General features: G+C 57.2%; 28 protein-coding genes. 20 read left to right on the forward strand and 8 right to left on the reverse strand.

The genetic code is table 11. The annotated features are described in order from the left end of the window. Nucleotides 1–293: 293 nt before the first annotated feature. Nucleotides 294–434, reverse strand: coding sequence for a DUF6538 domain-containing protein (locus VCA57_RS05380; RefSeq protein ID WP_411183934.1), 141 nt, complete (start codon nt 432–434; stop codon nt 294–296). A 117-nt stretch (nt 435–551) separates the two neighbouring features. On the opposite strand from VCA57_RS05380, the gene VCA57_RS05385 reads away from it, so the two are divergent. Then, nucleotides 552–869: an NGG1p interacting factor NIF3 gene (locus VCA57_RS05385; protein WP_411183935.1), complete on the forward strand. Its 318-nt coding sequence runs from the start codon at nt 552–554 to the stop codon at nt 867–869. A gap of 51 nt (nt 870–920) precedes the next feature. Here the strand turns inward: VCA57_RS05385 and VCA57_RS05390 are convergent, their stop codons facing one another. Together VCA57_RS05390 and VCA57_RS05395 are read right to left on the reverse strand one after the other, a co-directional pair. Beyond that, nucleotides 921–1,424, reverse strand: coding sequence for a L,D-transpeptidase family protein (locus VCA57_RS05390; RefSeq protein ID WP_411183936.1), 504 nt, complete (start codon nt 1,422–1,424; stop codon nt 921–923). Between the two features lie 15 nt (nt 1,425–1,439). Beyond that, nucleotides 1,440–1,997, reverse strand: coding sequence for an NUDIX hydrolase (locus VCA57_RS05395; RefSeq protein ID WP_411183937.1), 558 nt, complete (start codon nt 1,995–1,997; stop codon nt 1,440–1,442). A gap of 172 nt (nt 1,998–2,169) precedes the next feature. Here VCA57_RS05395 and VCA57_RS05400 point away from each other — a divergent pair, with 172 nt between their 5' ends. The 5 genes from VCA57_RS05400 to VCA57_RS05420 are packed head-to-tail and all read left to right on the forward strand — an operon-like array spanning nt 2,170 to nt 5,454. Further along, nucleotides 2,170–2,775 carry a CoA pyrophosphatase gene (locus VCA57_RS05400; RefSeq protein WP_411183938.1) on the forward strand — a complete coding sequence of 202 codons (606 nt, stop codon included), beginning with the start codon at nt 2,170–2,172 and terminating at the stop codon, nt 2,773–2,775. 21 nt (nt 2,776–2,796) lie between these two features. Then, on the forward strand, nt 2,797–3,321 hold the full coding sequence (locus VCA57_RS05405) for a gamma carbonic anhydrase family protein (protein ID WP_411183939.1): 525 nt from the start codon (nt 2,797–2,799) through the stop codon (nt 3,319–3,321). Beyond that, the gene (locus VCA57_RS05410; RefSeq protein ID WP_411183940.1) at nt 3,321–3,509 is read left to right on the forward strand and encodes a DUF1289 domain-containing protein; all 189 of its coding nucleotides are present in this window, start codon (nt 3,321–3,323) and stop codon (nt 3,507–3,509) included. Before VCA57_RS05405 ends, VCA57_RS05410 begins: the two co-directional genes overlap by 1 nt. A gap of 26 nt (nt 3,510–3,535) precedes the next feature. Next, nucleotides 3,536–4,717 carry a formate-dependent phosphoribosylglycinamide formyltransferase gene (gene purT / locus VCA57_RS05415; protein WP_411183941.1) on the forward strand — a complete coding sequence of 394 codons (1,182 nt, stop codon included), beginning with the start codon at nt 3,536–3,538 and terminating at the stop codon, nt 4,715–4,717. Further along, the gene (locus VCA57_RS05420; protein ID WP_411183942.1) at nt 4,714–5,454 is read left to right on the forward strand and encodes an SGNH/GDSL hydrolase family protein; all 741 of its coding nucleotides are present in this window, start codon (nt 4,714–4,716) and stop codon (nt 5,452–5,454) included. The genes purT and VCA57_RS05420 overlap by 4 nt, the downstream gene beginning before the upstream one ends. Here the strand turns inward: VCA57_RS05420 and VCA57_RS05425 are convergent. Both VCA57_RS05425 and VCA57_RS05430 read right to left on the reverse strand, forming a co-directional pair. Further along, nucleotides 5,420–6,709: an HlyC/CorC family transporter gene (locus VCA57_RS05425; RefSeq protein WP_411183943.1), complete on the reverse strand. Its 1,290-nt coding sequence runs from the start codon at nt 6,707–6,709 to the stop codon at nt 5,420–5,422. The genes VCA57_RS05420 and VCA57_RS05425 overlap by 35 nt on opposite strands. 16 nt (nt 6,710–6,725) lie before the next feature. Further along, the gene (locus VCA57_RS05430; RefSeq protein WP_411183944.1) at nt 6,726–7,526 is read right to left on the reverse strand and encodes an inner membrane protein YpjD; all 801 of its coding nucleotides are present in this window, start codon (nt 7,524–7,526) and stop codon (nt 6,726–6,728) included. A gap of 156 nt (nt 7,527–7,682) precedes the next feature. Here VCA57_RS05430 and ffh point away from each other — a divergent pair, with 156 nt between their 5' ends. The 5 genes from ffh (at nt 7,683) to rplS (ending at nt 11,249) form a co-directional block, all read left to right on the forward strand. Then, nucleotides 7,683–9,056 (forward strand): signal recognition particle protein, encoded by a 1,374-nt coding sequence (gene ffh / locus VCA57_RS05435; RefSeq protein WP_411183945.1) that lies wholly within the window; start codon nt 7,683–7,685, stop codon nt 9,054–9,056. A gap of 250 nt (nt 9,057–9,306) precedes the next feature. Next, on the forward strand, nt 9,307–9,558 hold the full coding sequence (gene rpsP, locus VCA57_RS05440) for a 30S ribosomal protein S16 (RefSeq protein ID WP_411183946.1): 252 nt from the start codon (nt 9,307–9,309) through the stop codon (nt 9,556–9,558). Nucleotides 9,559–9,563: 5 nt separating this feature from the next. Next, complete coding sequence (rimM, locus tag VCA57_RS05445) at nt 9,564–10,100, forward strand: ribosome maturation factor RimM (RefSeq protein ID WP_411183947.1); 537 nt, start codon at nt 9,564–9,566, stop codon at nt 10,098–10,100. Between the two features lie 5 nt (nt 10,101–10,105). Continuing rightward, nucleotides 10,106–10,858: a tRNA (guanosine(37)-N1)-methyltransferase TrmD gene (trmD, locus tag VCA57_RS05450; RefSeq protein WP_411183948.1), complete on the forward strand. Its 753-nt coding sequence runs from the start codon at nt 10,106–10,108 to the stop codon at nt 10,856–10,858. Between the two features lie 40 nt (nt 10,859–10,898). Next, nucleotides 10,899–11,249 (forward strand): 50S ribosomal protein L19, encoded by a 351-nt coding sequence (gene rplS, locus VCA57_RS05455; protein ID WP_394234202.1) that lies wholly within the window; start codon nt 10,899–10,901, stop codon nt 11,247–11,249. Nucleotides 11,250–11,309: 60 nt separating this feature from the next. On the opposite strand, the gene VCA57_RS05460 is transcribed toward rplS, so the two are convergent. Together VCA57_RS05460 and VCA57_RS05465 are read right to left on the reverse strand one after the other, a co-directional pair. After that, nucleotides 11,310–11,981 (reverse strand): hypothetical protein, encoded by a 672-nt coding sequence (locus tag VCA57_RS05460; protein WP_411183949.1) that lies wholly within the window; start codon nt 11,979–11,981, stop codon nt 11,310–11,312. Nucleotides 11,982–12,092: 111 nt separating this feature from the next. Then, nucleotides 12,093–13,904, reverse strand: coding sequence for a cation:proton antiporter (locus VCA57_RS05465; RefSeq protein ID WP_411183950.1), 1,812 nt, complete (start codon nt 13,902–13,904; stop codon nt 12,093–12,095). 84 nt (nt 13,905–13,988) lie between these two features. Between VCA57_RS05465 and xerD the strand changes: the two genes are divergently transcribed. The 9 genes from xerD to recJ all read left to right on the forward strand — a co-directional run bounded on the left by xerD (nt 13,989) and on the right by recJ (nt 23,719). Continuing rightward, nucleotides 13,989–14,885 (forward strand): site-specific tyrosine recombinase XerD, encoded by an 897-nt coding sequence (xerD, locus tag VCA57_RS05470; protein ID WP_411183951.1) that lies wholly within the window; start codon nt 13,989–13,991, stop codon nt 14,883–14,885. Between the two features lie 93 nt (nt 14,886–14,978). Further along, on the forward strand, nt 14,979–15,704 hold the full coding sequence (locus VCA57_RS05475) for a thioredoxin fold domain-containing protein (protein WP_411183953.1): 726 nt from the start codon (nt 14,979–14,981) through the stop codon (nt 15,702–15,704). A gap of 113 nt (nt 15,705–15,817) precedes the next feature. Further along, the gene (locus VCA57_RS05480) at nt 15,818–17,122 is read left to right on the forward strand and encodes a homoserine dehydrogenase (protein WP_411183954.1); all 1,305 of its coding nucleotides are present in this window, start codon (nt 15,818–15,820) and stop codon (nt 17,120–17,122) included. Nucleotides 17,123–17,189: 67 nt separating this feature from the next. Then, nucleotides 17,190–18,599: a threonine synthase gene (gene thrC, locus VCA57_RS05485; RefSeq protein WP_411183955.1), complete on the forward strand. Its 1,410-nt coding sequence runs from the start codon at nt 17,190–17,192 to the stop codon at nt 18,597–18,599. 90 nt (nt 18,600–18,689) lie between these two features. After that, a complete protein-coding gene (locus VCA57_RS05490) occupies nt 18,690–18,950 on the forward strand; it encodes a ribosomal protein L7/L12 (protein WP_411183956.1) in 261 nt (86 codons plus the stop codon). A gap of 46 nt (nt 18,951–18,996) precedes the next feature. Continuing rightward, nucleotides 18,997–19,722 carry a substrate-binding periplasmic protein gene (locus tag VCA57_RS05495; RefSeq protein WP_411183957.1) on the forward strand — a complete coding sequence of 242 codons (726 nt, stop codon included), beginning with the start codon at nt 18,997–18,999 and terminating at the stop codon, nt 19,720–19,722. 105 nt (nt 19,723–19,827) lie between these two features. After that, the gene (gene gtfA / locus VCA57_RS05500) at nt 19,828–21,270 is read left to right on the forward strand and encodes a sucrose phosphorylase (RefSeq protein WP_411183958.1); all 1,443 of its coding nucleotides are present in this window, start codon (nt 19,828–19,830) and stop codon (nt 21,268–21,270) included. Between the two features lie 73 nt (nt 21,271–21,343). Beyond that, a complete protein-coding gene (locus VCA57_RS05505; RefSeq protein WP_411183959.1) occupies nt 21,344–21,883 on the forward strand; it encodes a YaeQ family protein in 540 nt (179 codons plus the stop codon). Between the two features lie 123 nt (nt 21,884–22,006). After that, a complete protein-coding gene (gene recJ / locus VCA57_RS05510; RefSeq protein ID WP_411183960.1) occupies nt 22,007–23,719 on the forward strand; it encodes a single-stranded-DNA-specific exonuclease RecJ in 1,713 nt (570 codons plus the stop codon). 6 nt (nt 23,720–23,725) lie between these two features. On the opposite strand, the gene VCA57_RS05515 is transcribed toward recJ, so the two are convergent. Beyond that, nucleotides 23,726–24,397, reverse strand: a complete 672-nt coding sequence (locus VCA57_RS05515) for a transglutaminase-like cysteine peptidase (protein WP_411183961.1) — start codon at nt 24,395–24,397, stop codon at nt 23,726–23,728. Nucleotides 24,398–24,471 lie beyond the last annotated feature (74 nt).

Consider the following 24,471-nt stretch of genomic DNA (forward strand, 5'->3'; position numbering starts at 1 on the left):
AGGAACAACTCTTTGCGGGTCTGCTTGCGCTTACCGGCGTACTCGGCGTCGGCGAAGGTCATCTGCTTCATCGGAAAACTCGGCGGGTGGAGTCTGGGTATTTTGCCAAAATCAGGAAGTCTTTTTCAGAGTTTCCTTAGGGAAACTCTAGACAGTCCTGCTTTTACGAAGTGGCAGGTCCGTAAACCTCATCTTTACATAGGTCCCACTTTCCGCCGTGGGACTTTTAAGATCACTGATCACGAGCACGATTTTTTCGTCACGCAGAGACTTAAATGCAGCTTTCCATTGTCCTATCCGCATGGTGCCAGCTCCTTGGCCAGTGCCTTGTTACCAGTTCGAAGGCTCTTGCTTAGGATGCGACGATTACCAATGGCGGAGCGACGGTAAGCTGGCACCTCAATGCGGCAATGCCAGGTTGAGCTACGGAGCATAAGGTAGGAACTGGGTGGTGGCGTAATGATATCGCTGAATGTGCTCTACTCAGGTATCCTACCCAATCTTAGTTGTATGCTCCGGAATACCCAGCTTTAAAGGGTTTTAGGTGAATTATGTACAAGCTGTGTTTTTATGTGCCTGAAACTCACCTGGATACGGTAAAAGCCGCGGTATTCAGCGCTGGTGGTGGGCGTATTGGTCAGTATGATCAGTGCTGTTGGCAAGTGCAGGGGCAGGGACAGTTTCGTGCACTGGGTGGCAGTCAGCCGTTTCTCGGTCAACCTGATCAGGTTGAGCACTTAGTGGAGTGGAAGGTCGAGATGGTCGTCGCTGATGAGCTGATTCATGACGCGGTAAAGGCTCTGAAGCAGCATCATCCCTATGAGACGCCGGCCTTTGATGTGTGGCGTCTATCCGATATCCAGTTTTAAACGCTATGAAATAGAAAGGCACCGCGAAGGTGCCTTTTTTATGCCTGTCGCTTAGGGTCTGATTTCGATCAGCGTGCCGTCTTTTACCAGGGACCAGATCTCGCGAATATCGTTGTTCTTCATGGCAATGCAGCCTTCGGTCCAGTCCAGGGTGTGGAAGAACCACTCGGGGTATTCCTCATCCAGTGGCGTGCCGTGGATCATGATCATACCGCCTGCTGGTACGCCCTTGGCGCGAGCCTGCGCCTGGTCGCGGGCGTTGGGGTAGGAAATGTGCATGGACAAGTTGTACTTGTCGCTAGGCTTGCGCCAGTCGATCCAATAGAAGCCTTCCGGGGTGCGCCGGTCGCCTTCGCGTTGTTTTGCGCCTTCTGGTTGCTTGCCCAGCGAAATGCGGTAGGACTTGAGCGTATCGCCCCGGCTGATGAGGTGCAGCTTACGCTCGGATTTGACCACCAGAACTTTATCGATGGTTTTGCCGTTTAGGGGCGTGCTGGTGCTGGCGTGGCCAGTTAGGGCTGTGGTTAGGCAGAGTAGGGCGAACAGCCAGCGCATTGTGATTTCCATGGATCAGAAGGTTTTCTTGTAGTGCGCGCGCAAGGCTTCGAGCGGCTCGTTGCGGACCGGGTAATGTTGCTCGCGGCGGTCTGCGAAGTAACATTCTAAGGTACGCCCTATAGTCGGGAAAGCCAGCTCTGACCAGGGGATGTCCTGTTCGTGAAAGAGTTGCACCTCAAGGCTTTCCTCGCCCGGAGAAAAATCCAGGTCGACCAGCTCGGCGCGAAACAGCATGTACACCTGATTAATGTGCGGCAGGTCGAACAGGGTGTAGAGGCTCAGGCTACGTACCCGTGCACAGGCTTCTTCATGGGTTTCACGGGCGGCGGCCTGTTCCAGGGTTTCGCCGTTCTCCATAAAGCCCGCTGGTAGGGTCCAGTAGCCGCGTCGTGGTTCAATCGCGCGGCGACATAACAGTACCTGTTCGCCCCATACCGGCAGGCAGCCGGCGATAATTCGCGGATTCTGGTAGTGCACGGTCTGGCATTGTGCGCAGACGTGGCGCAAGCGGTTGTCACCCTGCGGAATAACCTGGCTGATTGTGCCGCCGCAGTTGCTACAGAACTTCATACCAAACCCTCGTTGCGTGTTGGCTATCTTGGCGCGGCTGCCTCGTGCTCGGCAAGCGTTGTGAGCGGCTTGCATTAACTGCCTGAATGATTGCAACCACGCGGTGTGGGGCTTGGGCCGTACGTTGCTTTCGTGCCATCATCAACCGCAGAACAAAAGACTGAGAATTCTCATGCTCGATGAGTTGCTCCATCGCATGCGTGGCTACAGCCCGCACATTCTACAAGTCGACCAACGCTACCCTGAGGCCGCGGTGCTCGTGCCTATCACCCGCAGCGATGAGCCGGAAGTGGTACTCACCTTACGTGCCAGTGGTTTGTCTACGCATGGCGGTGAGGTGGCTTTTCCCGGCGGCCGGCGTGATCCGGAAGATTTCGATCTGATAGAAACAGCGCTGCGTGAAGCCGAAGAAGAGATTGGCTTGCCGCCTGGGCTGGTCGAGGTGATTGGGCCGTTGAGCGCCCTAGTGTCGCGCCATGGTATTCAGGTCACCCCCTACGTTGGCTTGGTGCCGGATTTTGTCGAGTACAAGCCCAATGACGGTGAAATTGCCGCTGTGTTTGCTGTACCGCTGGCCTTCTTTCGCGACGACCCACGAGAAACCACTCACCGCATCGATTACCTCGGGCGCAGCTGGTATGTGCCAAGTTACCGCTATGGCGAATATAAAATCTGGGGGCTGACGGCGATCATGCTGGTCGAGTTGGTCAACTTGGTGTTCGACGATGTGCATATCGACATGCACCAGCCGCCTGAGCACTTCATCAAACTCACCTAACAGTGGGATGAGGAGCAACGCATGAAATACCGTCTGGGCCAGTCCCAAGTAGAAGCCCATGCTGATAGCTGGGTTGCACCGAATGCCACCCTGGTGGGCAAGGTCAAGCTGGAGCCTGGGGCGAGCGTCTGGTTTAACGCCGTGCTGCGCGGTGATAATGAGCTGATTCATATCGGTGAAAACAGCAACGTGCAGGACGGCACGGTGATGCACACCGATATGGGCTTTCCTTTGAGTCTCGGCACTGGGGTGACTATCGGCCATAACGCGATGCTGCATGGCTGCACGGTGGGCGATTACAGCTTGATCGGCATCAATGCGGTGGTGCTCAACGGCGCGAAGATCGGCAAGTATTGCATCATCGGCGCTAATAGCCTGATTGGTGAGGGCAAGGAAATTCCCGATGGCTCGCTCGTTATGGGCTCGCCTGGCAAGGTCGTGCGTGAGCTGACTGAGGCTCAGAAAAAAATGCTCGAAGCCAGCGCCGCGCATTACGTACACAATGCGCAGCGCTACGCCCGTGATTTGGCACCGCAGGATGAATAATGAGTAGTGAGCGTCCCGTCGCATCGCCGTGTGTGCATGTCTGCGCACTGGATGAAGACGATATCTGTATCGGTTGCCAGCGTACGGTCGCCGAAATCACCCGTTGGAGCCTGATGGACAATACCGAGCGCCGTGATGTGCTGGTGTTGTGCCATTCGCGCGCCAAGGCTAAAGGCATTTTGCTGTAATTTCATTGATTAGGTTGAGGACACCCATGCCCCGTATTGGAACCCCTTTGTCGCCGAGCGCGACGCGTGTGCTGTTGTGCGGCTCTGGTGAGCTTGGTAAAGAAGTGGTCATCGAGCTACAGCGTCTGGGCGTGGAGGTAATTGCGGTTGATCGCTATGCCAATGCGCCAGCCATGCAGGTGGCCCATCGCAGCCATGTGATCAATATGCTCGACGGCGCTGCACTGCGTGCGGTGATTGAGCTGGAGAAGCCGCACTACATCGTTCCGGAAATCGAGGCTATTGCCACCGCGACCCTGGTTGAGCTGGAGAACGAAGGTTTCACGGTAATCCCCAGCGCGCGTGCGGCGCAGCTAACCATGAACCGCGAAGGTATTCGTCGTTTGGCAGCCGAAGAACTGGGTCTACCGACCTCGCCTTATCAGTTTGCTGACTCCTTCGAACAATGCCAGGCGGCAGTCGAGGCCATTGGATTCCCCTGCCTGATCAAGCCAATCATGAGCTCCTCGGGCAAGGGTCAATCGGTACTGAAAAGTATCGATGATCTGCAGTCCGCCTGGGATTACGCCCAGGCTGGCGGGCGTGCTGGTAAGGGTCGAGTAATTGTCGAAGGGTTTATCGATTTCGATTATGAAATCGCGCTGCTCACTGTGCGTCATGCTGGCGGCACCACGTTCTGCGCGCCGGTCGGTCACCGTCAGGTTAAGGGCGACTATCAGGAATCCTGGCAGCCACAACCGATGAGTGCCAAAGCTCAGGCCGAAGCCGAGCGCATTGCTCTGGCGGTGACCGGCTCGTTGGGTGGGCGTGGTCTGTTCGGTGTCGAGTTGTTTGTTAAAGGCGACCAGGTTTGGTTCTGTGAAATCTCGCCACGCCCGCATGACACCGGTTTGGTCACGCTGATTTCCCAGGACTTGTCCGAGTTCGCCTTGCATGCGCGAGCCATTCTGGGGTTGCCGATCCCGGTTATTCGTCAGTTCGGGCCGTCTGCTTCTGCGGTGGTGCTGGTTGAGGGTGAATCGCAGCAGGTTAGCTTCGGTAATCTGGCAGCCGTTCTAGCTGAGCCGGACACCGCCCTGCGTCTGTTCGGTAAGCCTGAAGTCAGCGGTCAACGGCGGATGGGTGTGGCGTTGGCGCGCGACGAATCATTGCAATCGGCGCGAGCCAAGGCCACGCGCGCGGCGCAGGCGGTTAACACCGAGCTGTGAGTGCCTGGCGCGCTGGCGTCTGGTGGCTGGGGTTGGCATTGCTGGCTCCAGTCGCGTTACCGCTTGCTCTGCATACGCGGCGACAGGCGTTACGCTTGCCGCCGGCTGCTGGCGCGCTATGTGGTATTGCGGCAGGCTATCTACCCGGCCAGCCGTTACGTCTGCTGGTGCTGGGCGAGTCGACCGTTGTCGGCGTTGGCGTGGACCAGTTGCAGTTCGCGCTAGCCGGGCAGTTAGCCGAGGCGTTGGCGGTTCGTTGCGGTCGGCCGGTTGCTTGGCGGGTTTGTGGCGAGAATGGCATTACCGCTGCGCAGGCTCAGCAGCGCTTATTAACGCAAGTGCAGGACCGGCCGTTTGATCTGGCGTTGTTGGTGTTCGGGGTGAATGACACCACGCACCTGACGTCGCTAGCGCAGTGGCGAGCCGCGCTCAGTGAGATGACTCAGGCGTTGATGGCGCGCGGTACGCAGGTAGCCTTCAGTGCTGTGCCGCCGTTGCAGCACTTCACCGCGTTGCCCTGGTTGTTGCGGCATATCCTTGGTCTGCGTGCAGGCTTGTTGGATAGTGGTTTGCAGCAGCTGGCCGGCCGCTTGGGTGCCGGTTATCACGCTGTTGAGCTGGATTTTTCCGTCGATTATCTAGCGCGTGACGGTTACCACCCCTCAGCGCTGGGTTATCGCGTGTGGGCTGAAGGACTGGCGCTTAGTCTTGCGTCGACGGTTCAGTCTGCGCCTTAGGCTTGGCTTGCCAGATGCGCACGCTTTTTACCCGGTTTTCTGATGACTGCAGAATTTCCAGGCGGTAAGGGCCAATTTTCAGGCATACCGCGCTGTCAGGAATACTTTCCAGTGCTTCGGTAATCAGCCCGTTAAGGGTTTTCGGGCCGTCGCTGGGCAGGTGCCAGTCCAACGCCTTGTTGATCTCGCGGATATAGGCGGCGCCATCGATGACTTGGGTGCCGTCTTCCTGTGGATGGATATCCGGACTGCGCAGGGTGTCTTGGTTGCTGAAGTCGCCGACGATTTCTTCGAGGATATCTTCCAGGGTGACAACGCCAATCACGTCGCCGTATTCGTCCACCACAATGCCGATACGGCGCTTCTGCTTCTGGAAATTGATCAGCTGAGTGGACAGTGGCGTGCCTTCCGGTACGAAGTACGGCTCGTGACAGGCTGCCAGTAGCGTCTCTTTATTGAGCTCGTTGTGCGTCAGCAGGCGGGCGATCTGGCGCATATGCACAATGCCTTCGACCTGGTTGATGTCGGTGCGAAACACCGGCAGACGCGTATGCGGGGTGTTGGTCAACTGATTGATGATGCTGTCGATGTCATCTTCTAGGTTGATCCCGGTGACCTCGTTGCGCGGGATCATGATGTCATCCACTGTCACCCGTTCTAGATCGAGAATGCCGAGCAGCATGTTCTGGCGGTTTTTCGGCAGCTCGTGGCCTGACTCGCGCACTACGCTGCGTAGTTCTTCGGTGGTCAGGCTGTCGTTACTTTTGCTGGTGGGGTCGATGCCTAGCAGCCGAAGCAGGCCGTTGGTGATCCAGCCGAGCAGAATAACCAGTGGGTAGAACAGCTTGAGTAGCACTAGCAGGGGCAGGCTGAATGGGTAAGCCACTCGCTCTGGGTGCAGTGCTGCCAAGGTTTTTGGGGTGATTTCACCAAAGATCAACAGGGCCAGGGTTAGGCCGATGGTGGCAATGGCAATCCCCGCTTCGCCCCAGAGCTTTATCGCCAGCACAGTGGCGATCGAGGAGGCGAGAATGTTGACGAAGTTATTGCCAATCAGAATGGTGCCGAGCAAGCGATCCGGGCGGCTGAGGAGGTCGCTGACCCGTTTAGCGCCACGATGCCCTTCTTTGGCTAGGTGCTTCAAACGGTAGCGATTGAGGCTGAGGATGCCGGTTTCCGAGCTGGAGAAAAATGCTGAGCAGAGCAGCAGGAAAATCAGCAAGCCGAACAGGAAGCCGGGATGTACGTTTTCCACGAAGGTGCCTTGGTCGTCAGATATGTAGGATGAATTCGCGAACCAGTTTGCTGCCGAAATAGGCCAGCATCAGCAGGCAGAAGCCCGCCAGGGTCCAGCGAATGGCTTTATGGCCACGCCAGCCGAGTTGATGGCGACCCCAAAGTAATACGGCAAAAACCACCCAGGCGAAGAACGATAGAAGGGTTTTGTGTACCAGGTGTTGGGCAAACAGATCGTTGATAAACAGGGCACCGGACAGCAGCGACAGCGACAGCAAGCCCCAGCCGGCCCAGAGAAAGCCAAACAGCAGGCTTTCCATGGTTTGCAGCGGTGGGAAGTTCTTGATCAGGCCAGAGGGGTGCTTGTGCTTGAGTTGATGGTCCTGCAGTAGCAGCAGCAACGATTGGAATACCGCAATCGTGAGCATGCCGTATGCGGTGATCGACAGCAGGATGTGCGCCAGAATCCCTGGGGATTCATTAATAGGCATGCTGGTGCCAGCGGGCATGAACTGGTCGAGCAGTACCGTGAGGAAACCCAGTGGAAATAGCAGCAGTAATAGGTTTTCTACCGGGATGCGCACGCAAGCCAATAGCGTCAGCAGGATCACCGCTGCGGCAATTAGACTCGCCGCATTGAAAAAGTCGAGGTACAGGCCGCTGGGGGCGGACATCTGCATAAACAGGCTGCTGGCGTGGAACAGCAAAGCGAGCACGCCAAGCATCGCCAGAATACGTCTGTTGATGGTGCTGCGCTGTTTTAGGCGCAGGCCTTGGTAGGAAGCGGCTGCTGCATAGAGGCAGGCGGCGGCAAGGCTGGGTAACAGAGGGTGCATAGATCCTTTTCAGGCAAACCCGGAAGACGCGCAGTGTGGCATATAAACGCTACGCCACGAAAGCGTCTGGCGGTGTCGGTGCCTGCCGCAGTCCGCTATAATCCGCGACCTGTTACAAGCCCACCCTCGGCTCGGTTGAGCCTGAAAGGAACGCGCATGTTCGAAAATCTGACTGATCGCCTCTCGCAGACCCTGCGAAATGTCACTGGCAAAGCCAAACTGAGCGAGGACAACATCAAGGACACCCTGCGTGAAGTGCGCATGGCCTTGTTGGAGGCCGACGTTGCTCTGCCCGTGGTCAAAGACTTTGTTAATAAGGTCAAAGATCGTGCGGTCGGCACTGAGGTCTCAAAAAGCCTGACCCCTGGTCAAGCCTTTGTGAAAATCGTTCGCGCCGAACTCGAAGCGTTGATGGGCGCGGCCAACGAAGACCTGGCACTAAATGCCGTGCCGCCGGCTGTAGTGCTGATGGCGGGTCTGCAGGGTGCGGGTAAGACCACTACGGTCGGTAAGTTGGCGCGCTTCCTTAAAGAACGTAAGAAGAAGACCGTGCTGGTGGTATCTGCTGACGTGTATCGCCCGGCGGCGATCAAACAGTTGGAGACTCTGGCCGCTGATATTGGCGTGACCTTCTTCCCTTCGGATCTTAGCCAGAAGCCGGTGGATATCGCCCAGGCGGCGATCAAGGAAGCCAAGCTCAAGTTTATTGACGTAGTGATCGTCGATACCGCCGGTCGCCTAGCCATCGACGCTGAAATGATGGCGGAGATCCAGGCGCTGCATGCGGCGATCAACCCGGTTGAAACCCTGTTCGTGGTCGATGCCATGACCGGGCAAGACGCCGCCAACACCGCCAAGGCCTTTAATGATGCGCTGCCGTTGACCGGTGTGGTGCTGACCAAGGTTGATGGTGATGCCCGTGGTGGTGCGGCGCTGTCTGTGCGGCATATCACCGGCAAGCCGATCAAGTTTATCGGTATGGGTGAAAAGACCGAGGCGCTAGAGCCCTTCCACCCGGATCGTATTGCCTCGCGCATTCTCGGCATGGGCGATGTGCTCAGCCTGATCGAGCAGGCCGAGCAAACCCTTGATCGTGAGAAGGCTGAGAAACTCACCAAAAAGCTGAAGAAGGGCAAGGGCTTCGATCTCGAAGACTTCCGTGATCAGTTGCAGCAGATGAAAAGTATGGGTGGTCTTGGTGGTCTGATGGACAAGCTGCCGCAAATGGGTGGCGTCAATCTGGCACAAATGGGTAACGCTCAGGGCGCGGCCGAGAAGCAGTTCAAGCAGATGGAGGCGATCATCAACTCCATGACGCCCCAAGAGCGGCGCGATCCTGATGTGATCAGTGGTTCGCGCAAGCGCCGTATTGCCATGGGCTCCGGCACTCAGGTGCAGGACATCGGGCGCTTGATCAAGCAGCACAAGCAAATGCAGAAGATGATGAAGAAATTCACTGCAAAGGGCGGTATGGCCAAAATGATGCGTGGCATGGGTGGGATGATGCCAGGCGGCATGCCGAAGATGTAAGGAATCCGCGTCGGCAGTGATGTCGGCGCAGTCCCCGCTGAATGTGGGGACTTACAGTAAACCCGCCTTTTGCGGGAGCTGACTGGCCGCTTTGGATGGCGGCATCTGGCAAATCTTGATTGCACAACCCTATGTGCCTGAAAAAGCCATTTGCAAAAGTCCGGATATTCCTTAGAATATGCGGCCTTTCGGGCACCTATGCCCGCTGTGCATTTAGATTTGCAGCACCGACTACAGGAACTATGTTCACATGCTAACAATTCGTCTTGCCCTTGGCGGCTCCAAAAAGCGCCCGTTCTACAAGATTAACGTGACCGACAGCCGTAACCCACGCGACGGTTCGCACAAAGAAGAGATCGGTTTCTTCAACCCGATCGCTCGTGGTCAGGAAGTTCGCCTGTCCGTGAAGGAAGATCGCCTGGCCCATTGGCTGAGCGTTGGTGCACAACCTTCTGATCGTGTTGCTCAGTTGTTGAAGGACGCTGCTAAGGCTGCGGCCTGAGCAATATGAGCGCGACGCCTACTTCTACCGATGATTTGATCGTTATCGGCAAGATCTACTCTGTACATGGCGTTCGCGGTGAAGTGAAGGTGTATTCCTTTACTGATCCTGTTGCAAACCTGTTGGAGTACAAGTCCTGGACGCTTCGGCGCGAAGGCAGTGTCAAACAGGTAGAGCTAGTCAGCGGACGCGGGAGTGATAAGTTCCTGGTCGCAAAGCTTAAAGGTCTTGATGATCGCGAAGAAGCGCGTCTTCTCTCCGGTTATGAGATCTGTGTGCCGCGCAACCTGTTCCCTGAGTTAGTTGATGGTGAGTACTACTGGTACCAGCTAGAAGGTCTCAAAGTTATCGACCAGGCAGGGCAATTGCTCGGCAAGATTGATCACTTGTTTGAAACCGGTGCCAACGATGTGATGGTGGTTAAACCCTGCACCGACAGCCTGGATGGTCGCGAGCGCCTATTGCCCTATACCGAGCAATGCGTGCTGTCGATTGATCTGAGTGCTGGTGAAATGCGGGTCGACTGGGATGCGGACTTCTAAGCCTGATGCCAAATCTGCGCGTTGAAGTCATCACGCTATTCCCGGAAATGTTTACCGCTATCAGCGATTACGGCATTACCAGCCGCGCGGTGAAACAGGGGTTGTTGCAACTGACCTGTTGGAATCCGCGAAGCTACACCAGTGACCGTCACCACACTGTGGATGATCGGCCTTTTGGTGGTGGCCCAGGCATGGTGATGAAGATCAAGCCGCTTGAGGATGCTTTGCTCGATGCCAAGCACGCCGCAGGTGAAAAAGCGAAGGTGATTTATCTTTCGCCGCAAGGTCGCCAGCTGACGCAGTCAGCAGTACGCGAACTGGCAAACGTTGAGGCGTTAATCCTCATCGCCGGTCGCTACGAAGGCATTGATGAGCGCTTTATTGAGGCGCATGTCGATGAAGAATGGTCGATTGGGGACTACGTCCTGTCTGGCGGTGAGCTGCCGGCCATGGTGCTGATCGATGCGGTAACGCGCCTTTTGCCTGGAGCACTGGGTCATGCAAGTTCGGCCGAAGAGGACTCCTTCACGGATGGCTTACTCGACTGCCCGCACTACACTCGCCCGGAGGTGTATGCGGATAAACGTGTTCCTGATGTATTGCTGAGTGGCAATCATGAGCACATCCGGCGCTGGCGTTTGCAGCAGTCCCTTGGTCGGACGCATGAACGCCGCGCTGATCTTCTGGAAAGCCGCTCGCTTTCTGGAGAAGAGAAGAAGCTGCTGGAGGAATACATCCGCCAGCGGGACGATAGTTAATGTATCGATGACCGGCCGAGGCCTGTCTTAGGAGCGCAGCATGACCAACAAGATTATTCAGCAGATCGAAGCTGAGCAGATGGGCAAAGAGATCCCTACTTTTGCACCGGGCGACACCATCGTCGTTCAGGTAAAAGTAAAGGAAGGCGACCGTCAGCGTCTGCAGGCATTCGAAGGCGTTGTTATCGCTAAGCGTAACCGTGGTCTGAACAGTGCTTTCACTGTTCGTAAGATCTCCAACGGTGTTGGCGTTGAGCGTACTTTCCAGACCTACAGCCCGCTGGTTGACAGCCTGGCTGTTAAGCGTCGCGGTGACGTGCGTAAAGCCAAGCTTTACTACCTGCGTGACCTGTCTGGTAAGGCAGCACGCATCAAGGAAAAACTGGGCTAAGCCTCAGCTTTCCAATAAAAAAGCAGCCTTCGGGCTGCTTTTTTCGTTTCTGTGATCCGCTCAGTGAATGCTGATCTTGAGTGAGGCTTGCGACAGGTCGATGTCTTGCAGGCTTAGGTTGCCAAAGCTTTGGCCTTGTGGTGCGCCGGCGACGCGAATGTTATCGAAGCGTAACTCACCAATTGAGCTGGGCAGGCGTACATTTACTGAGCCATCGGCGTTGATAGCTGAGGTAAGCTTGCTGGTGTCGTAGCGCACGTCCTTCATAGAGGTTTCCGCCTCCAGGCTGCTGAGGACGGGCATGACCAGCTTGCTCAGCTGAGCAACTGTGTCCAGACCGTCGCCACTGCCTGCTTGCAGAAACAAGCCTTGCAGTACGTCGTCCAGGCCTTGGGCGCTGACATTGCTCATCTCCAAGTCAGTTAGCGGGCGCAGGCCATGAGGTGCATGCTCCTGGCTGATGCTGGCTTGCACGCGAGGTGCATCGGCGCTGGCAATTTGGAAGGGGCTGAGTAGGGCGGCGATCAGGGTGGCCGCCAGGCGCAGGTTAGTTTGCTTGCTGAGGGCCTTTTTCAGTTGCCGCTCAGTTAACCAGCCTTGCTCGATGAGGACTTCGCCCAAGCGTTTTTGGCTGGTGAGTTGCTGTTGGATGGCAGCATCCAGCTGGCCGCGGTTAATCAATCCCTTGTTGATCAGTATCTGACCAAGGCGTGAGTGCTGTTGGCTGGACATTGCTTGGGCTCATTGGTTTGTAGTGGCGTGATGCAATCATGGGTTGCAAATTGGCATCTGTCACCCATCTAAGGATAGGGTGACGCGCCTTTGTTTGTTCCTGGTCAGCTGTTATGTGCTGGGGTCCTGCTCTGCATCAATCAAGGCGACTAAGGTCCATTCCGCGCGTGGGATAAGCTCAAAGGGCTGACTAGCGATGTGTATCCAGCCGTTTGGGTCGCGGGCGATCAGTACAACGGCCCTGTCTCCGTGCAGATTTTGGTAAGCCTGCCAGTCAAAGGTGCCGGTTAGGGTGGTTGTGCGAATTTCCGCGCCCTTGCTGAGGCGGCTGGCGAACTGAGGGAAGCTTAGGGTTTGGTTGCCTAGCGGTCGGCCGCGTACCTCGTCACGACTGCGGTGCTTATCGCTGCGTCGACCATCGGCGCCACTAGGTAGGTTAAAGCGACGACTTGCGGCAAAGTCATGGCGAAAGTGCATGCAGGCCAGCGCATTCAGCTCGCTTGAGGGGGACAGTGTCAGCAGGTGGCCGAGACCGACCAGGTCCAGATGCGCTTCGGCGTCTTGTGAGGTGGGGTTGCCGAAGTACGTGGGAAGTTTTTCCATGCGCGCGGCACTGATGTTCTCCCAGCTGGAGTCGCACAGCAGCACACGGTTGCCGAGATCCTGTAACGCTGTACCGAGTGCGCGGGCCACTGGGTTGGCACCGACGATAAGAAAGCCGCTAGGCGCCGGCTCTGCCACTTTCAATAGTTTTGCTAATGGCCGCGCGGTGGCGCTTTGCAAGACGACGGTGCCAATAATAACGGCAAAGGTCAGAGGCACCAGTAATTGCGCACCTTCATAACCTAGCTCGCCAAGGCGAATGGCGAAAATGGCCGAGACGGCTGCCGCGACAATGCCGCGTGGCGATATCCAGGCAAGTAGTGCCCGCTCGCGCCAGTTCAGGTTGGAGCCGAAGGTCGACAGTGCCACGTTAAGCGGGCGGGCAACAAACTGGATGATCACCAGTAACAGTAATACAGCGGGGCCGAGGGCGAGCAGGGCGTTAAGGTCAAGGCGGGCGGCCAGCAGAATGAACAGCCCGGAAATCAGCAAAACGCTGAGGTTCTCTTTGAAGTGCAGGATGTGCCGTACGTCGACGCCCTTCATATTGGCCAGCCACATGCCCATCAAGGTAACGGCAAGCAGGCCGGACTCGTGCATGACTTCGTTGGCGGCAATGAAGGCACCGAGTACGGTGGCTAACACGGCGAGGTTGTGCAGATAGTCCGGCAGCCAGCGGCGCTTTAATACGTGGCCTAGCGCCCAGCCGCTGGCAATGCCGAACAGGCTGCCGCAGGCGATGACTCCGGCGAAGGTGCCCAGGCCGTGGTTCCAGCCATTGCCTTCGCTGCTGGCGATAATAAAGCTGTACACCACAACGGCGAGTAGTGCGCCAATCGGGTCGATGACGATGCCTTCCCAGCGCAGAATATTGGCGATGGAGGCTTTGGGGCGCACGACGCGCAGCATCGGCACGATCACGGTCGGGCCGGTGACCAGTGTTAATGAGCCGAACAGCAGTGCCATTTCCCAGTTGAAGCCCAGCAAGAAATGCGTGCTGATGGCGATTACGGCCCAGGTGGCCAGCGCGCCAATAGTCACCATGCGCCTGACTACGCTACCAATCTCGCGCCATTCCGACAGGTGCAGGGTCAAGCTGCCTTCGAACAGGATCAAGGCGACGGCCATCGATACCACGGGGAACAGCAAATCACCGAACAATGCCTGAGGGTCAAGTAGGCCGAGTAGCGGTCCGGCGAGGATGCCGGTGATCAGTAGAAATAGAATCGCCGGTAGGCGCAGGCGCCACGCCAGCCATTGGCAGGCGAGTGCACTTGCGCCGATGGCGGCGAAGGCCAGGAGAATATGCTGTTCGTTCATCAAGAGTCCTTGTGTATGAGTGTCTGGCCCTGCCTGTCGAGCTGTGAAAGACTAGCCGGCTTCCCGTCGCCACTATAGTTACGCATGCCAGCCATCGACCATCCACTGATTGATCGTTTTGTCGAAACCTTGTGGTTGGAAAAGGGGCTTTCGGCCAATACGCGAGCGGCTTATCGCAGTGATTTGGCGTTGTTTAATGGCTGGTTGCAGGCCCGCGATGTGCAGTTGCCGGATGCCGGGCGTGAGCTGATTCTGGATCATTTGGCGTGGCGTTTAAACGAAGGCTATAAAGCACGATCCACTGCGCGGCTACTGTCTGGACTGCGTGGCTTCTACCGGTTTCTGCTGCGTGAACAGCTGATCAATACAGATCCGACCTTGCAGGTCGATTTGCCCCAGCTTGGTCGGCCTTTACCTAAGTCCTTATCTGAAGCGGATGTCGAGGCTTTGCTGTCTGCGCCAGAGCTGGATGACCCTATCGGCTTGCGTGACCGGGCAATGCTGGAAGTGTTGTATGCCTGTGGTCTGCGGGTCAGTGAGCTGATTGGTCTAACGCTTGAACAGGTCAATCTGCGTCAGGGTGTGTTGCGCGTCTTCGGTAAAGGCAGCAAGGAGCGTTTGGTTCCTCTCGGTGAGGAAGCCATTGCCTGGATCGAGCGTTACAGCAAGGAGGCGCGGCCGTTCTTGCTGGATGGCAAGCCCAGTGATGTGCTGTTCCCCAGCATGCGTGGCGAGCAGATGACCCGGCAAACATTCTGGTATCGCATCAAGCACCATGCTCGGGTGGCGGGGATTGCCAAGAGTCTTTCACCACACACCTTGCGCCATGCCTTTGCCACGCATTTGCTCAATCATGGCGCTGATTTACGCGTGGTGCAGATGCTGCTGGGGCATAGCGACCTCTCGACGACGCAAATCTATACGCACATTGCCCGCGCACGGCTGCAGGAGCTGCATGCGCAGCACCACCCGCGAGGCTGAGAGCGCCGTCTGGCCTGCCGTGATCGGTCTGTGAATGCTTCTATGGTAGGCTGTGCCGATTATTCGCTAGACCGTCTTTCGACAGGAGTTTGTATGCGTTTCAACCGCATTGTTGTCGCATTGGCCTTGAGCCTGGTTAGCAGCATTGGTGTTGCTGCTGATCCCGATCAGGCCATCCGTAATACCCTCAAGGCAGTCGACCCTGAGTTGCCGATTGAGGCCATTGCGGAAAGCCCGATGACTGGCCTTTATCAGGTTCAGCTGAGCGGCGGTCGTCAGTTGTATGCCAGCGAAGATGGCCAGTTTCTTCTGCAGGGCTATCTGTTCCAGGTCAAGAATGGCAAGCCGGTCAACCTGACTGAAGCGGCTGAGACTAAAGGTGTTGCCAAACTTATTGATGCGATCCCAGTCTCGGAAATGGTGGTGTTCGCCGCCAAAGAACCGAAGACCCATATCACCGTATTTACCGACACCGATTGCGGCTACTGCCAGAAATTGCACAGTGAAGTGCCTGAGTTGAACCGGTTAGGGGTTGAGGTGCGTTACCTGGCCTTCCCGCGCCAAGGCATGGGCAGTGAGGCGGCTGCAGAGCTGTCCAATGTCTGGTGCGCCAAAGACCGGCAGGCGGCGATGAATATGGCCAAGACGCGTCATTCAGTGCCTGAGACTAAGTGCGACAGCCCGGTTGCCAAGCAATATGCGCTGGGGCAAATGGTTGGGGTGAGCGGTACGCCGGCCATTGTTCTGGCCAACGGCAAAATCATTCCTGGGTATCAGCCTGCACCGCAGCTGGCGAAAATCGCGCTGGAATCCAATTAATACGAGGCGTGTGCCTGATTGACTAATAAACAGCCGCTTCGTATCGTGCGGCTCTTTTTCTTCGGCCGGGGCTTGCTCCGGCCGTTTTATGCAGTGCAGATGGGGAGTTCAGTGTGAAACCGGTCAAAGTAGGCATCTGTGGGCTGGGTACTGTCGGTGGCGGTACTTTGAATGTACTCAAGCGCAATGCTGAGGAAATCACACGTCGCGCTGGTCGCGGCATTGAGATTGCCCAGATTGCCATTCGTTCGCCCAAGCCGCAGTACGACACAACCGGTATTAGCATCACCACTGATGTATTCGAACTGGTGAGTAACCCTGAAATCGACATCGTTATCGAGCTGATCGGCGGCTACACCCTGGCTAAAGAGCTGGTGCTCAAGGCCATCGAAAACGGCAAGCACGTGGTCACCGCGAACAAGGCGCTGATCGCCGTGCACGGCAATGAGATTTTTGCCAAGGCCCGCGAGAAGGGTGTGATCGTTGCGTTCGAAGCCGCAGTAGCGGGTGGTATTCCGGTGATCAAGGCCATTCGCGAAGGTCTGGCCGCCAACCGTATTAACTGGGTGGCTGGGATCATCAACGGCACCGGCAACTTTATCCTCAGTGAAATGCGCGAGAAAGGCCGCACCTTCCCGGACGTGCTGGCTGAGGCGCAGGCCTTGGGTTATGCCGAAGCCGATCCGACCTTTGATGTCGAAGGCATTGATGCTGCGCATAAGCTGACCATTCTCGCCTCGATTGCCTTTGGCATCCCGCTGCAGTTCGACAAGGCCTATACCGAAGGTATTACCAAGCTGACCACTGCCGATGTCAACTACGCCGAGGCGCTTGGTTATCGCATTAAGCACCTGGGTGTGGCGCGTCGTACCGAAGCGGGCATTGAGTTGCGTGTGCATCCGACGCTGATTCCGGCTGATCGCTTGATCGCTAACGTTAATGGTGTGATGAATGCGGTTATGGTCAATGGCGATGCTGTTGGCAGCACGCTGTATTACGGCGCGGGTGCCGGCATGGAGCCGACCGCTTCGTCGGTCATTGCTGACCTGGTGGATGTGGTTCGTGCATTGACTGCTGATCCGACTAATCGCGTACCGCACCTGGCCTTCCAGCCAGACTCGCTGTCCGATCATCCGATTCTGCCGATCGAAGCCAGTGAGAGCGCTTACTACCTGCGCATTCAGGCCAAGGATCATCCAGGTGTGCTGGCTCAGGTAGCAAGCATCCTCTCGGCTCGTGGTATCAACATCGAGTCGATCATGCAGAAAGAAGCCGAAGAGCAAGACGGCTTGGTGCCGATGATTCTGGTGACCCATCGCGTGGTTGAGGCGCAGATCAACGAAGCCATTAGCGCCCTTGAAGCGCTCGACGATGTGGCTGGCAGTGTTGTGCGTATCCGCGTCGAACAGTTGAACTAATCCGCCTTTGGCCGCACCTGCAGCAGGCAGTTGTGGCTCTTAAAGATTGAACCGAAGGTTTGCCCCTATGCGCTATATCAGTACCCGTGGCCAGGCACCGGCCCTGAATTTCGAAGATGTGCTGCTGGCTGGCTTGGCCAGTGATGGCGGCCTCTATGTGCCAGAAAATTTGCCGCGCTTCACTCAGGAAGAAATTGCTTCCTGGGCTGGCCTGCCGTATCACGAGCTGGCCTTCCGGGTGATGCGTCCGTTCGTTACCGGCAGTATTCCAGATGCCGACTTCAAGAAAATCCTCGAAGCAACCTATGGCGTATTCGAGCATTCGGCTGTGGCGCCGCTGCGTCAGCTCAACGGCAATGAGTGGGTGCTGGAGCTGTTCCACGGTCCGACCCTAGCCTTCAAGGATTTTGCCCTGCAGTTGCTCGGCCGTTTGCTTGATTACGTGCTGGCCAAGCGCAACGAGCGCGTGGTGATCATGGGCGCGACTTCCGGTGACACCGGCTCGGCGGCCATCGAAGGCTGCAAGGCGTGCGATAACGTCGACATCTTCATCATGCACCCGCACAACCGTGTGTCCGAGGTGCAGCGCCGGCAGATGACCACCATTCTTGGTGACAACATCCATAACATCGCCATTGAAGGCAACTTCGATGACTGCCAGGAAATGGTCAAAGACAGCTTCGCTGACCAAGGCTTCCTCAAAGGTACGCGTTTGGTTGCGGTCAATTCGATCAACTGGGCGCGGATCATGGCCCAGATCGTTTACTACTTCCACGCAGCCCTGCAGTTGGGCGGCCCAGCGCGTTCTATCGCGTTCTCGGTGCCGACTGGCAATTTCGGCGACATTTTCGCTGGCTACCTGGCGCGCAATATGGGCCTGCCGATCAGCCAACTGATCGTCGCCACCAACCGCAACGACATCCTGCACCGCTTTATGAGCGGTAATCAGTATGTGAAAGACACCCTGCACCCGACGCTGTCGCCGTCCATGGACATCATGGTCTCGTCGAACTTCGAGCGACTGCTGTTCGACCTGCACGGCCGTAACGGTGCCGCAATTGCCGAGCTGATGGCGAACTTCAAAAAAGGTGGTGGCTTCAGCGTCGAGGAAGACCGCTGGACCGAAGCCCGTAAGCTGTTTGACTCCCTTGCCGTGGACGATGCGCAAACCTGCGAAACCATCACTGAAGTGTTCAACGAGTGTGGCGAGTTGCTCGATCCGCACACTGCGATTGGCGTACGTGCGGCCCGTGAATGCCGTCGCAGCCTGGCTACGCCGATGGTCATCCTTGGTACGGCGCACCCAGTCAAATTCCCCGAAGCGGTGGAGAAGGCTGGCATAGGTCAAGCGCCAGCGCTGCCAGCGCATTTGGCTGACCTGTTCGAGCGAGATGAGCGTTGCACGGTGCTGGCCAACGACCTGAAAACCGTGCAGAGCTTTGTTGCCCAGCACGGTAATCGCGGTAAGCCGCTGTAAGTTTGGCGCTTGTCTAAAAAGCCGGTACCCGTGAGGGGCCGGCTTTTTTTGCGCCTATGCTCTGGGTAGATTAATAGCGAGGAGCATGAGATGACTGAGTTAGATCAGAGTTTACCGCCGGAGGTCGTAGCGGCTCTGCAGCGTGGTCGGAAAATCGAGGCGATTAAACTGCTGCGTGAGCTCAAGGGGCTTGGGTTAAAAGAGGCCAAGGATGCAGTGGATGATTTTCAGGCTGAGCAGCATCCGGGCTCTGTCTCAGTGGTTCAGGCCGGCGGCCATGGCGGCATCGTCTGGCTATTGGCAATAGTTGTGCTGGGGGTTGTGGTCGCCTGGCTATTTGGCGGATTCTAACGTTCGTTTGCAGTACAGCAAACGTAGTGGAGGTAGCGTGAGGTGGTTGATTAAGGCGTACTTACAGCTGTGTTTTATCTGTCCCTCGGCTGGCGTCTATGCCGCCTCGTTTGACGTTGGTTTTTATAACTACCCACCAATGATGATTGAGCAGGGTAGAACGGGTATCTATCAGGACATATTTGATGAGCTGGGCAAACTGACGGGTGACACCTTCAACGTCCAGTACTATCCCTATCCGCGAATTGGGCTGCTATTCAATGGTGGGCAGCTTGATATAGAGCCGGGTGTTTATCCTGGGTGGATGCGTGACCAGCCGACACCTGGAGTGTTTTCTGTGCCCTTTGGCAAGATTATCGATGTCATGGTGTTTGCGCCGGGCAAGGCGTTCCCTGTGGCTGGCCCCGATGATTTACGTGGCAAGTCGGTGGGGCTGGTGCGCGGTTATGCTTATCCCGACTTGCAGGCACTGATTGAGGTCGGCCGGATTGATCGGCGCAATGGCTTAAATGAGGCGCAGTTGCTGGAGATGCTGGCGAAGTCGCGCTTCGATCAAATTGTCATCAATAAGGCAATTGCTCAATACAGCCTGGCTAAAGAGCCAGAGTACCGCGCCTTCGAGATGGGTGATGCCATTAGTTCTTTCGATGTCAGTATGAGGGTTCATCCGCGTCATGAAGCCTGGCTGGAAAAGCTGGATGCGGCAATTCTAGAACTCAAGCAGCGCGGCGAGATTGAGCGGATTTATGCCAGCTATGGCGTCCACCTCTAGTTATATCCCTGCCTGAAGCGCTGGCCATGCCCGGCATCTCTCGTTAAGGTCAACCTAATCCTGTTCTCAGCAGGCGACGGTTGTTCTGGCAAATGAGGAGCGAGCATGGCATTGCGCAACGCGATTCAGTTGATCACCTATCCAGATCGCTTGGGTGGCAATCTCAGCAGTCTCTACACACTGCTCGACCGACACCTGGCTGATGCCGTCGCTGGCGTGCATTTGCTGCCGATGTATCCGTCCAATGCGGACGGTGGCTTTTCACCGTTAACTCATATGGAAGTCGACCCACGCTACGGCGACTGGGCGGATGTTGAGCGTATCTCGGCGCGCTTTGATCTGTGTGTTGACTTGGTGATCAGCCACATTGCCGATGAGTCGCCCGAGTTTCTCGATTTTGTTGCCCACGGCCAGGACTCGCCCTACGCCGACTTGTTTGTGCAGGTCGATAAGTTGGGCGAGATCAGCCTGGAAGACCTGGCCAAGATTCACATCCGCAAGGAGAAAGAGCCGTTTCGTGATGTGCGCCTGGCCAATGGCGAGACGTGCCGAGTGTGGTGCACCTTCACTGAGCGGCAGATCGACCTCAACTACGCGTCGCCACTGACCTATCAGTTGATGGAGCGGTACATGGCGTTTCTCGCCGCGCGCGGGGTCAAACTGTTTCGGCTGGATGCGTTCGGTTACACCACCAAGAAGATTGGCAGCAGCTGTTTTTTGGTCGAGCCGGATGTCTATCGCATCCTCGATTGGTTCCGTGAAACCGGCGAGAAGTACGGCGCGGAGATGCTGCCTGAGGTACATGACCACATCAGCTACCAGTACGCCATTTCGCGCCGGCATATGCGGCCTTATGCGTTCGCCTTGCCGCCGTTGGTGTTGCACGCCTTTCTCGCCGGCAACAGCCGTTACCTGAAACAGTGGCTGCGCATGTGCCCACGCAACCAGATCACCGTGCTCGATACCCATGACGGCATTTGCATCCCGGATGTGGAAAGCATGCTGCCAGAGCCGGAAATTCGTTTTCTGGTCGATGAAGTATCGACCCGCAGCGCTGACCCGATCATGCGTCGCTCAGCGGTCAGCGTGCACAGTGTGGGGGCGATTTATCAGCTTACCTGCACCTTCTATGAGGCCTTGCTGCGCAATGACGAGGCCTATATTGCCGCGCGTGCCATTCAATTCTTCACGCCCGGTATTCCGCAGGTTTACTACGTTGGCCTGCTGGCCGGCTGTAATGATTTCGAACTATGTAGCGCGAGCGGCGAGGCGCGTGACGTCAATCGACACTATTACAGCCTGGAAGAAGCCGAAGAGGCGCTGCAGCAACCGTTGGTACAACGCCTGTTGCAGCTGATGCGTTTACGCAATAGCCATCCGGCCTTTGATGGGCGCTTTGAGCTGGATCAGTCCGCTGACGGCAGCGTGGCCATGGCCTGGCGTCATGGTGAGCATTACTGCCGCTTGTATGTCGACCTGAGTACGTGCCAGGCGATTATTGATTACCGTGATCCTGAGGACGGCAGCGAGCGACAAATGCGCTGTTGAGTGGGCGTGGCCTGCGGGCGAGGCGCATTTCGGGTTAGACTTGCGCTCTTTTCGCCCAGTAAGAAGCCCCGCCATGGCCCTGCCGTCTACCACCTACAAAATCGAGCTTAACCTCACCGACATGGACCGCAGCGTCTATGAAAACCTGCGTTTCACTGTGGCCAAGCACCCTTCGGAAACCGAAGAGCGCCTGGCCGCGCGCTTGGTGGGGTATGCCTTGTTTTATCACGAGCATTTGGCGTTCGGTCGCGGCCTGTCGGATGTCGATGAGCCGGCGCTGTGGGAAAAAAGTCTGGATGATCGCGTGCTGCACTGGATTGAAGTCGGTCAGCCGGATAGCGAGCGCATGACGTGGTGCTCGCGGCGTACCGAGAAATTCAGCCTGGTGGCCTATGGCAACCTGCGCGTCTGGCAGATCAAAGAACTTGATCCGGTGCGTACCCTGAAGAACATCAACGTGGTGGCACTGGACCAGGAAGCCTTGGCCAAGCTGGCGCTGGACATGCCGCGCTCGCTGAACTGGAGCGTGATGATCAGCGATGGCGAGTTGTTTGTGACCGATGAGCGCGGCCAGCATGAGCTGCCCATTGAGTGGTTGATCGGCGAACGCTAAATCTTGCCTTTGTAGGATGGGTATCGTTGCGCGCAACCTGCGCGGCCCGGCCTACCCTAAGGCTCTAGGCGTGCCACTTAAACGCCTGTGTATGCCCTGCTTTTTGTCTGTACCGGAACCCTGATGCGTATCGAAGCCCGCCCGTTACCCGCCGTATTGCCTGACCTGGGCGCTCTGCCGCCATTGTTGACCCGCCTGTATGCCGCCCGTGGTGTGCAATCGGCTGCCGAGCTGGATAAAGGCCTAGCCCGCTTAATCCCTTATCAGCAACTCAAGGGCATGGCCGAAGCCGTGGAGTTGCTGGTGCAGGGCTTGCAGCAGGGCCAGCGCATGCTGATCGTCGGTGACTTCGATGCCGATGGAGCCACCGCCAGTACGGTTGGCGTGCTGGGTTTGCGCATGCTCGGCGCGGCGCATGTCGATTATCTGGTGCCCAATCGGTTTGAGTACGGTTACGGCCTGACGCCGGAGATCGTTGCGGTGGCGCTTGAACGTCAGCCGCAATTGCTAATTACTGTGGACAACGGCATTTCTAGCGTTGAGGGCGTAGCGGCGGCTAAAGCTGCCGGCTTGACCGTGCTGGTAACCGATCACCATTTGCCCGGTGCCGAGTTGCCGGCAGCGGATGCCATCGTCAATCCCAACCAGCCGGGCTGTGAGTTCCCCAGCAAGGCGTTGGCTGGGGTTGGGGTGATGTTCTATGTGTTGCTGGCGCTGCGTGCGCGCTTGCGCGAGATGGGTTGGTTCAGCATGCAGCGGCCTGAGCCGAACCTCGGTGAGTTACTGGATCTGGTTTCCCTCGGCAGCGTCGCTGACGTGGTGCCGCTGGATGCCAACAACCGCATTCTGGTGCATCAGGGCCTGGCGCGGATTCGTGCCGGTCGGGCGCGGCCGGGCTTGCGCGCCATTCTTGAAGTGGCCGGGCGCGATCATCGGCGCATCACCTCCACCGATCTTGGCTTTATCCTCGGGCCACGGCTGAATGCCGCGGGGCGGCTGGATGACATGGCGCTGGGCATCGAATGCCTGCTCTGTGAAGACGAAGCCCTGGCCCGCGATATGGCCGTGCAGCTGGATCAGCTTAATCAGGACCGCAAGGCGATTGAGCAGGGCATGCAGCGCGAAGCCTTGGCCCAGCTCAAGGATTTGCCGTTAGAAGATATGCCGTTCGGCCTGTGCTTGTTCGAGGCCGATTGGCACCAAGGCGTGATCGGCATCCTCGCCTCGCGCTTGAAGGAACGCTACCACCGCCCGACTATCGCTTTTGCCGATGCGGGCGACGGCGTATTGAAAGGCTCGGCGCGTTCGGTGCCGGGGTTTCATATCCGTGATGCGCTGGATGCGGTGGCTGCTAAGCATCCGCAATTGATCAGCAAGTTCGGTGGGCACGCCATGGCAGCAGGCTTATCCCTGCCTGAAGCCAATTTCGCGGCCTTTGCGGCAGCCTTCGATGCAGAAGTGCGTCGCCAGCTCTGTGAAGACGATCTGACCGGTCGCCTGTTATCTGATGGTGCGCTGTCCATCGAAGAGTTTCATCTGCCGCTGGCCAAGGAGCTGCGCAATGCCGGGCCTTGGGGCCAGCATTTCCCGGAGCCGTTGTTTCATGGCGTGTTTCAACTGGTGCAGCAGCGCGTTGTCGGCGAGCGGCATCTCAAGGTAGTGCTGAAAAGCGAGTGTGGCAGCGTGCAGCTCGATGGCATCGCCTTTGGGGTGGACCGCGATATCTGGCCGAATCCGACTGTGCGCTGGGTCGAACTGGCCTACAAGCTGGATGTGAATGAGTTTCGTGGCCAGGAATCGGTGCAGCTACTGATCGCCCATATCAGCCCGCGCTAGTTGGCTCTAGCTCTGCGGTGAGGGCGCGGCCGAGCCATCGGCCAGGGCGCGTTCGCTCAGCTCATTCCAGCGTGCGAGAAACGCTGGTGGTTGACTGACGCGTTGTGGCGTTTTCGCCAGAAACACGCCTTGGCTATTGAAGGAATACACCGGCAGCAGATCAGACCGCTCACTGGCGGGGCGGATACGCGGGTCGAGGTTGTCGAGAATCAGCGGTTGCGCGCTGGCGCTGGGGTAGTAAGCCAGCACCATATGCGCCTGGTTCTGCTTGAGTGCCTTTACCGCGGTCAGGCGCAGCTTCTCGCTGGGCACGCCCATGCGCACCAGGCTGAAGTATTTGGCGATGGCGAAATCTTCACAGTCGCCCTGACCGAGGCTCAGCGTTTGCGCTGGCGTAGCCCAGTAATCCTCGGTTCCCCACGCCTGCTGATCGCTGACAAAGCTCACTGAACGATTGATGAAGTGATTGACTCGCTCAAGCTGGGTGCGCTCGTCGCCGCCGTTGGAGTTGTCGAGCAAGTTATGCCAGCTGGCCATCCGTGCATCGCTGAGTGCCGCCGACAAGGCGCTGGGCTTGCCAGTCGTGGCATCGGCCACCAGTACCGGGCTGAATAGCCAGCAACTGGCGAGCAGGCTGCGCAACAGGCGGTTTACTGGGCGGTGGATGGCGTGCGGCATGGCGCGGAATCTCGGGCGTCGGCTCGTGGTAGCTTTTTACAGTTATGGTTTTCCTCGCGCCATCCTCTCGGCGT

Origin of the sequence: Pseudomonas sp., assembly GCF_046581935.1 — a bacterium.
Classification (GTDB): domain Bacteria; phylum Pseudomonadota; class Gammaproteobacteria; order Pseudomonadales; family Pseudomonadaceae; genus Aquipseudomonas.

Excerpts from the sequence above, each read along its gene's own strand:
- VCA57_RS05380 (WP_411183934.1), bottom strand. The coding sequence starts at position 434 with ATGCTCCGTAGCTCAACCTGGCATTGCCGCATTGAGGTGCCAGCTTAC.
- VCA57_RS05385 (WP_411183935.1), top strand. The coding sequence starts at position 552 with ATGTACAAGCTGTGTTTTTATGTGCCTGAAACTCACCTGGATACGGTA.
- VCA57_RS05390 (WP_411183936.1), bottom strand. The coding sequence starts at position 1,424 with ATGCGCTGGCTGTTCGCCCTACTCTGCCTAACCACAGCCCTAACTGGC.
- VCA57_RS05395 (WP_411183937.1), bottom strand. The coding sequence starts at position 1,997 with ATGAAGTTCTGTAGCAACTGCGGCGGCACAATCAGCCAGGTTATTCCG.
- VCA57_RS05400 (WP_411183938.1), top strand. The coding sequence starts at position 2,170 with ATGCTCGATGAGTTGCTCCATCGCATGCGTGGCTACAGCCCGCACATT.
- VCA57_RS05405 (WP_411183939.1), top strand. The coding sequence starts at position 2,797 with ATGAAATACCGTCTGGGCCAGTCCCAAGTAGAAGCCCATGCTGATAGC.
- VCA57_RS05410 (WP_411183940.1), top strand. The coding sequence starts at position 3,321 with ATGAGTAGTGAGCGTCCCGTCGCATCGCCGTGTGTGCATGTCTGCGCA.
- purT (WP_411183941.1), top strand. The coding sequence starts at position 3,536 with ATGCCCCGTATTGGAACCCCTTTGTCGCCGAGCGCGACGCGTGTGCTG.
- VCA57_RS05430 (WP_411183944.1), bottom strand. The coding sequence starts at position 7,526 with ATGCACCCTCTGTTACCCAGCCTTGCCGCCGCCTGCCTCTATGCAGCA.
- ffh (WP_411183945.1), top strand. The coding sequence starts at position 7,683 with ATGTTCGAAAATCTGACTGATCGCCTCTCGCAGACCCTGCGAAATGTC.
- rpsP (WP_411183946.1), top strand. The coding sequence starts at position 9,307 with ATGCTAACAATTCGTCTTGCCCTTGGCGGCTCCAAAAAGCGCCCGTTC.
- rimM (WP_411183947.1), top strand. The coding sequence starts at position 9,564 with ATGAGCGCGACGCCTACTTCTACCGATGATTTGATCGTTATCGGCAAG.
- trmD (WP_411183948.1), top strand. The coding sequence starts at position 10,106 with ATGCCAAATCTGCGCGTTGAAGTCATCACGCTATTCCCGGAAATGTTT.
- rplS (WP_394234202.1), top strand. The coding sequence starts at position 10,899 with ATGACCAACAAGATTATTCAGCAGATCGAAGCTGAGCAGATGGGCAAA.
- VCA57_RS05460 (WP_411183949.1), bottom strand. The coding sequence starts at position 11,981 with ATGTCCAGCCAACAGCACTCACGCCTTGGTCAGATACTGATCAACAAG.
- VCA57_RS05465 (WP_411183950.1), bottom strand. The coding sequence starts at position 13,904 with ATGAACGAACAGCATATTCTCCTGGCCTTCGCCGCCATCGGCGCAAGT.
- xerD (WP_411183951.1), top strand. The coding sequence starts at position 13,989 with ATGCCAGCCATCGACCATCCACTGATTGATCGTTTTGTCGAAACCTTG.
- VCA57_RS05475 (WP_411183953.1), top strand. The coding sequence starts at position 14,979 with ATGCGTTTCAACCGCATTGTTGTCGCATTGGCCTTGAGCCTGGTTAGC.
- thrC (WP_411183955.1), top strand. The coding sequence starts at position 17,190 with ATGCGCTATATCAGTACCCGTGGCCAGGCACCGGCCCTGAATTTCGAA.
- VCA57_RS05490 (WP_411183956.1), top strand. The coding sequence starts at position 18,690 with ATGACTGAGTTAGATCAGAGTTTACCGCCGGAGGTCGTAGCGGCTCTG.
- gtfA (WP_411183958.1), top strand. The coding sequence starts at position 19,828 with ATGGCATTGCGCAACGCGATTCAGTTGATCACCTATCCAGATCGCTTG.
- VCA57_RS05505 (WP_411183959.1), top strand. The coding sequence starts at position 21,344 with ATGGCCCTGCCGTCTACCACCTACAAAATCGAGCTTAACCTCACCGAC.
- recJ (WP_411183960.1), top strand. The coding sequence starts at position 22,007 with ATGCGTATCGAAGCCCGCCCGTTACCCGCCGTATTGCCTGACCTGGGC.
- VCA57_RS05515 (WP_411183961.1), bottom strand. The coding sequence starts at position 24,397 with ATGCCGCACGCCATCCACCGCCCAGTAAACCGCCTGTTGCGCAGCCTG.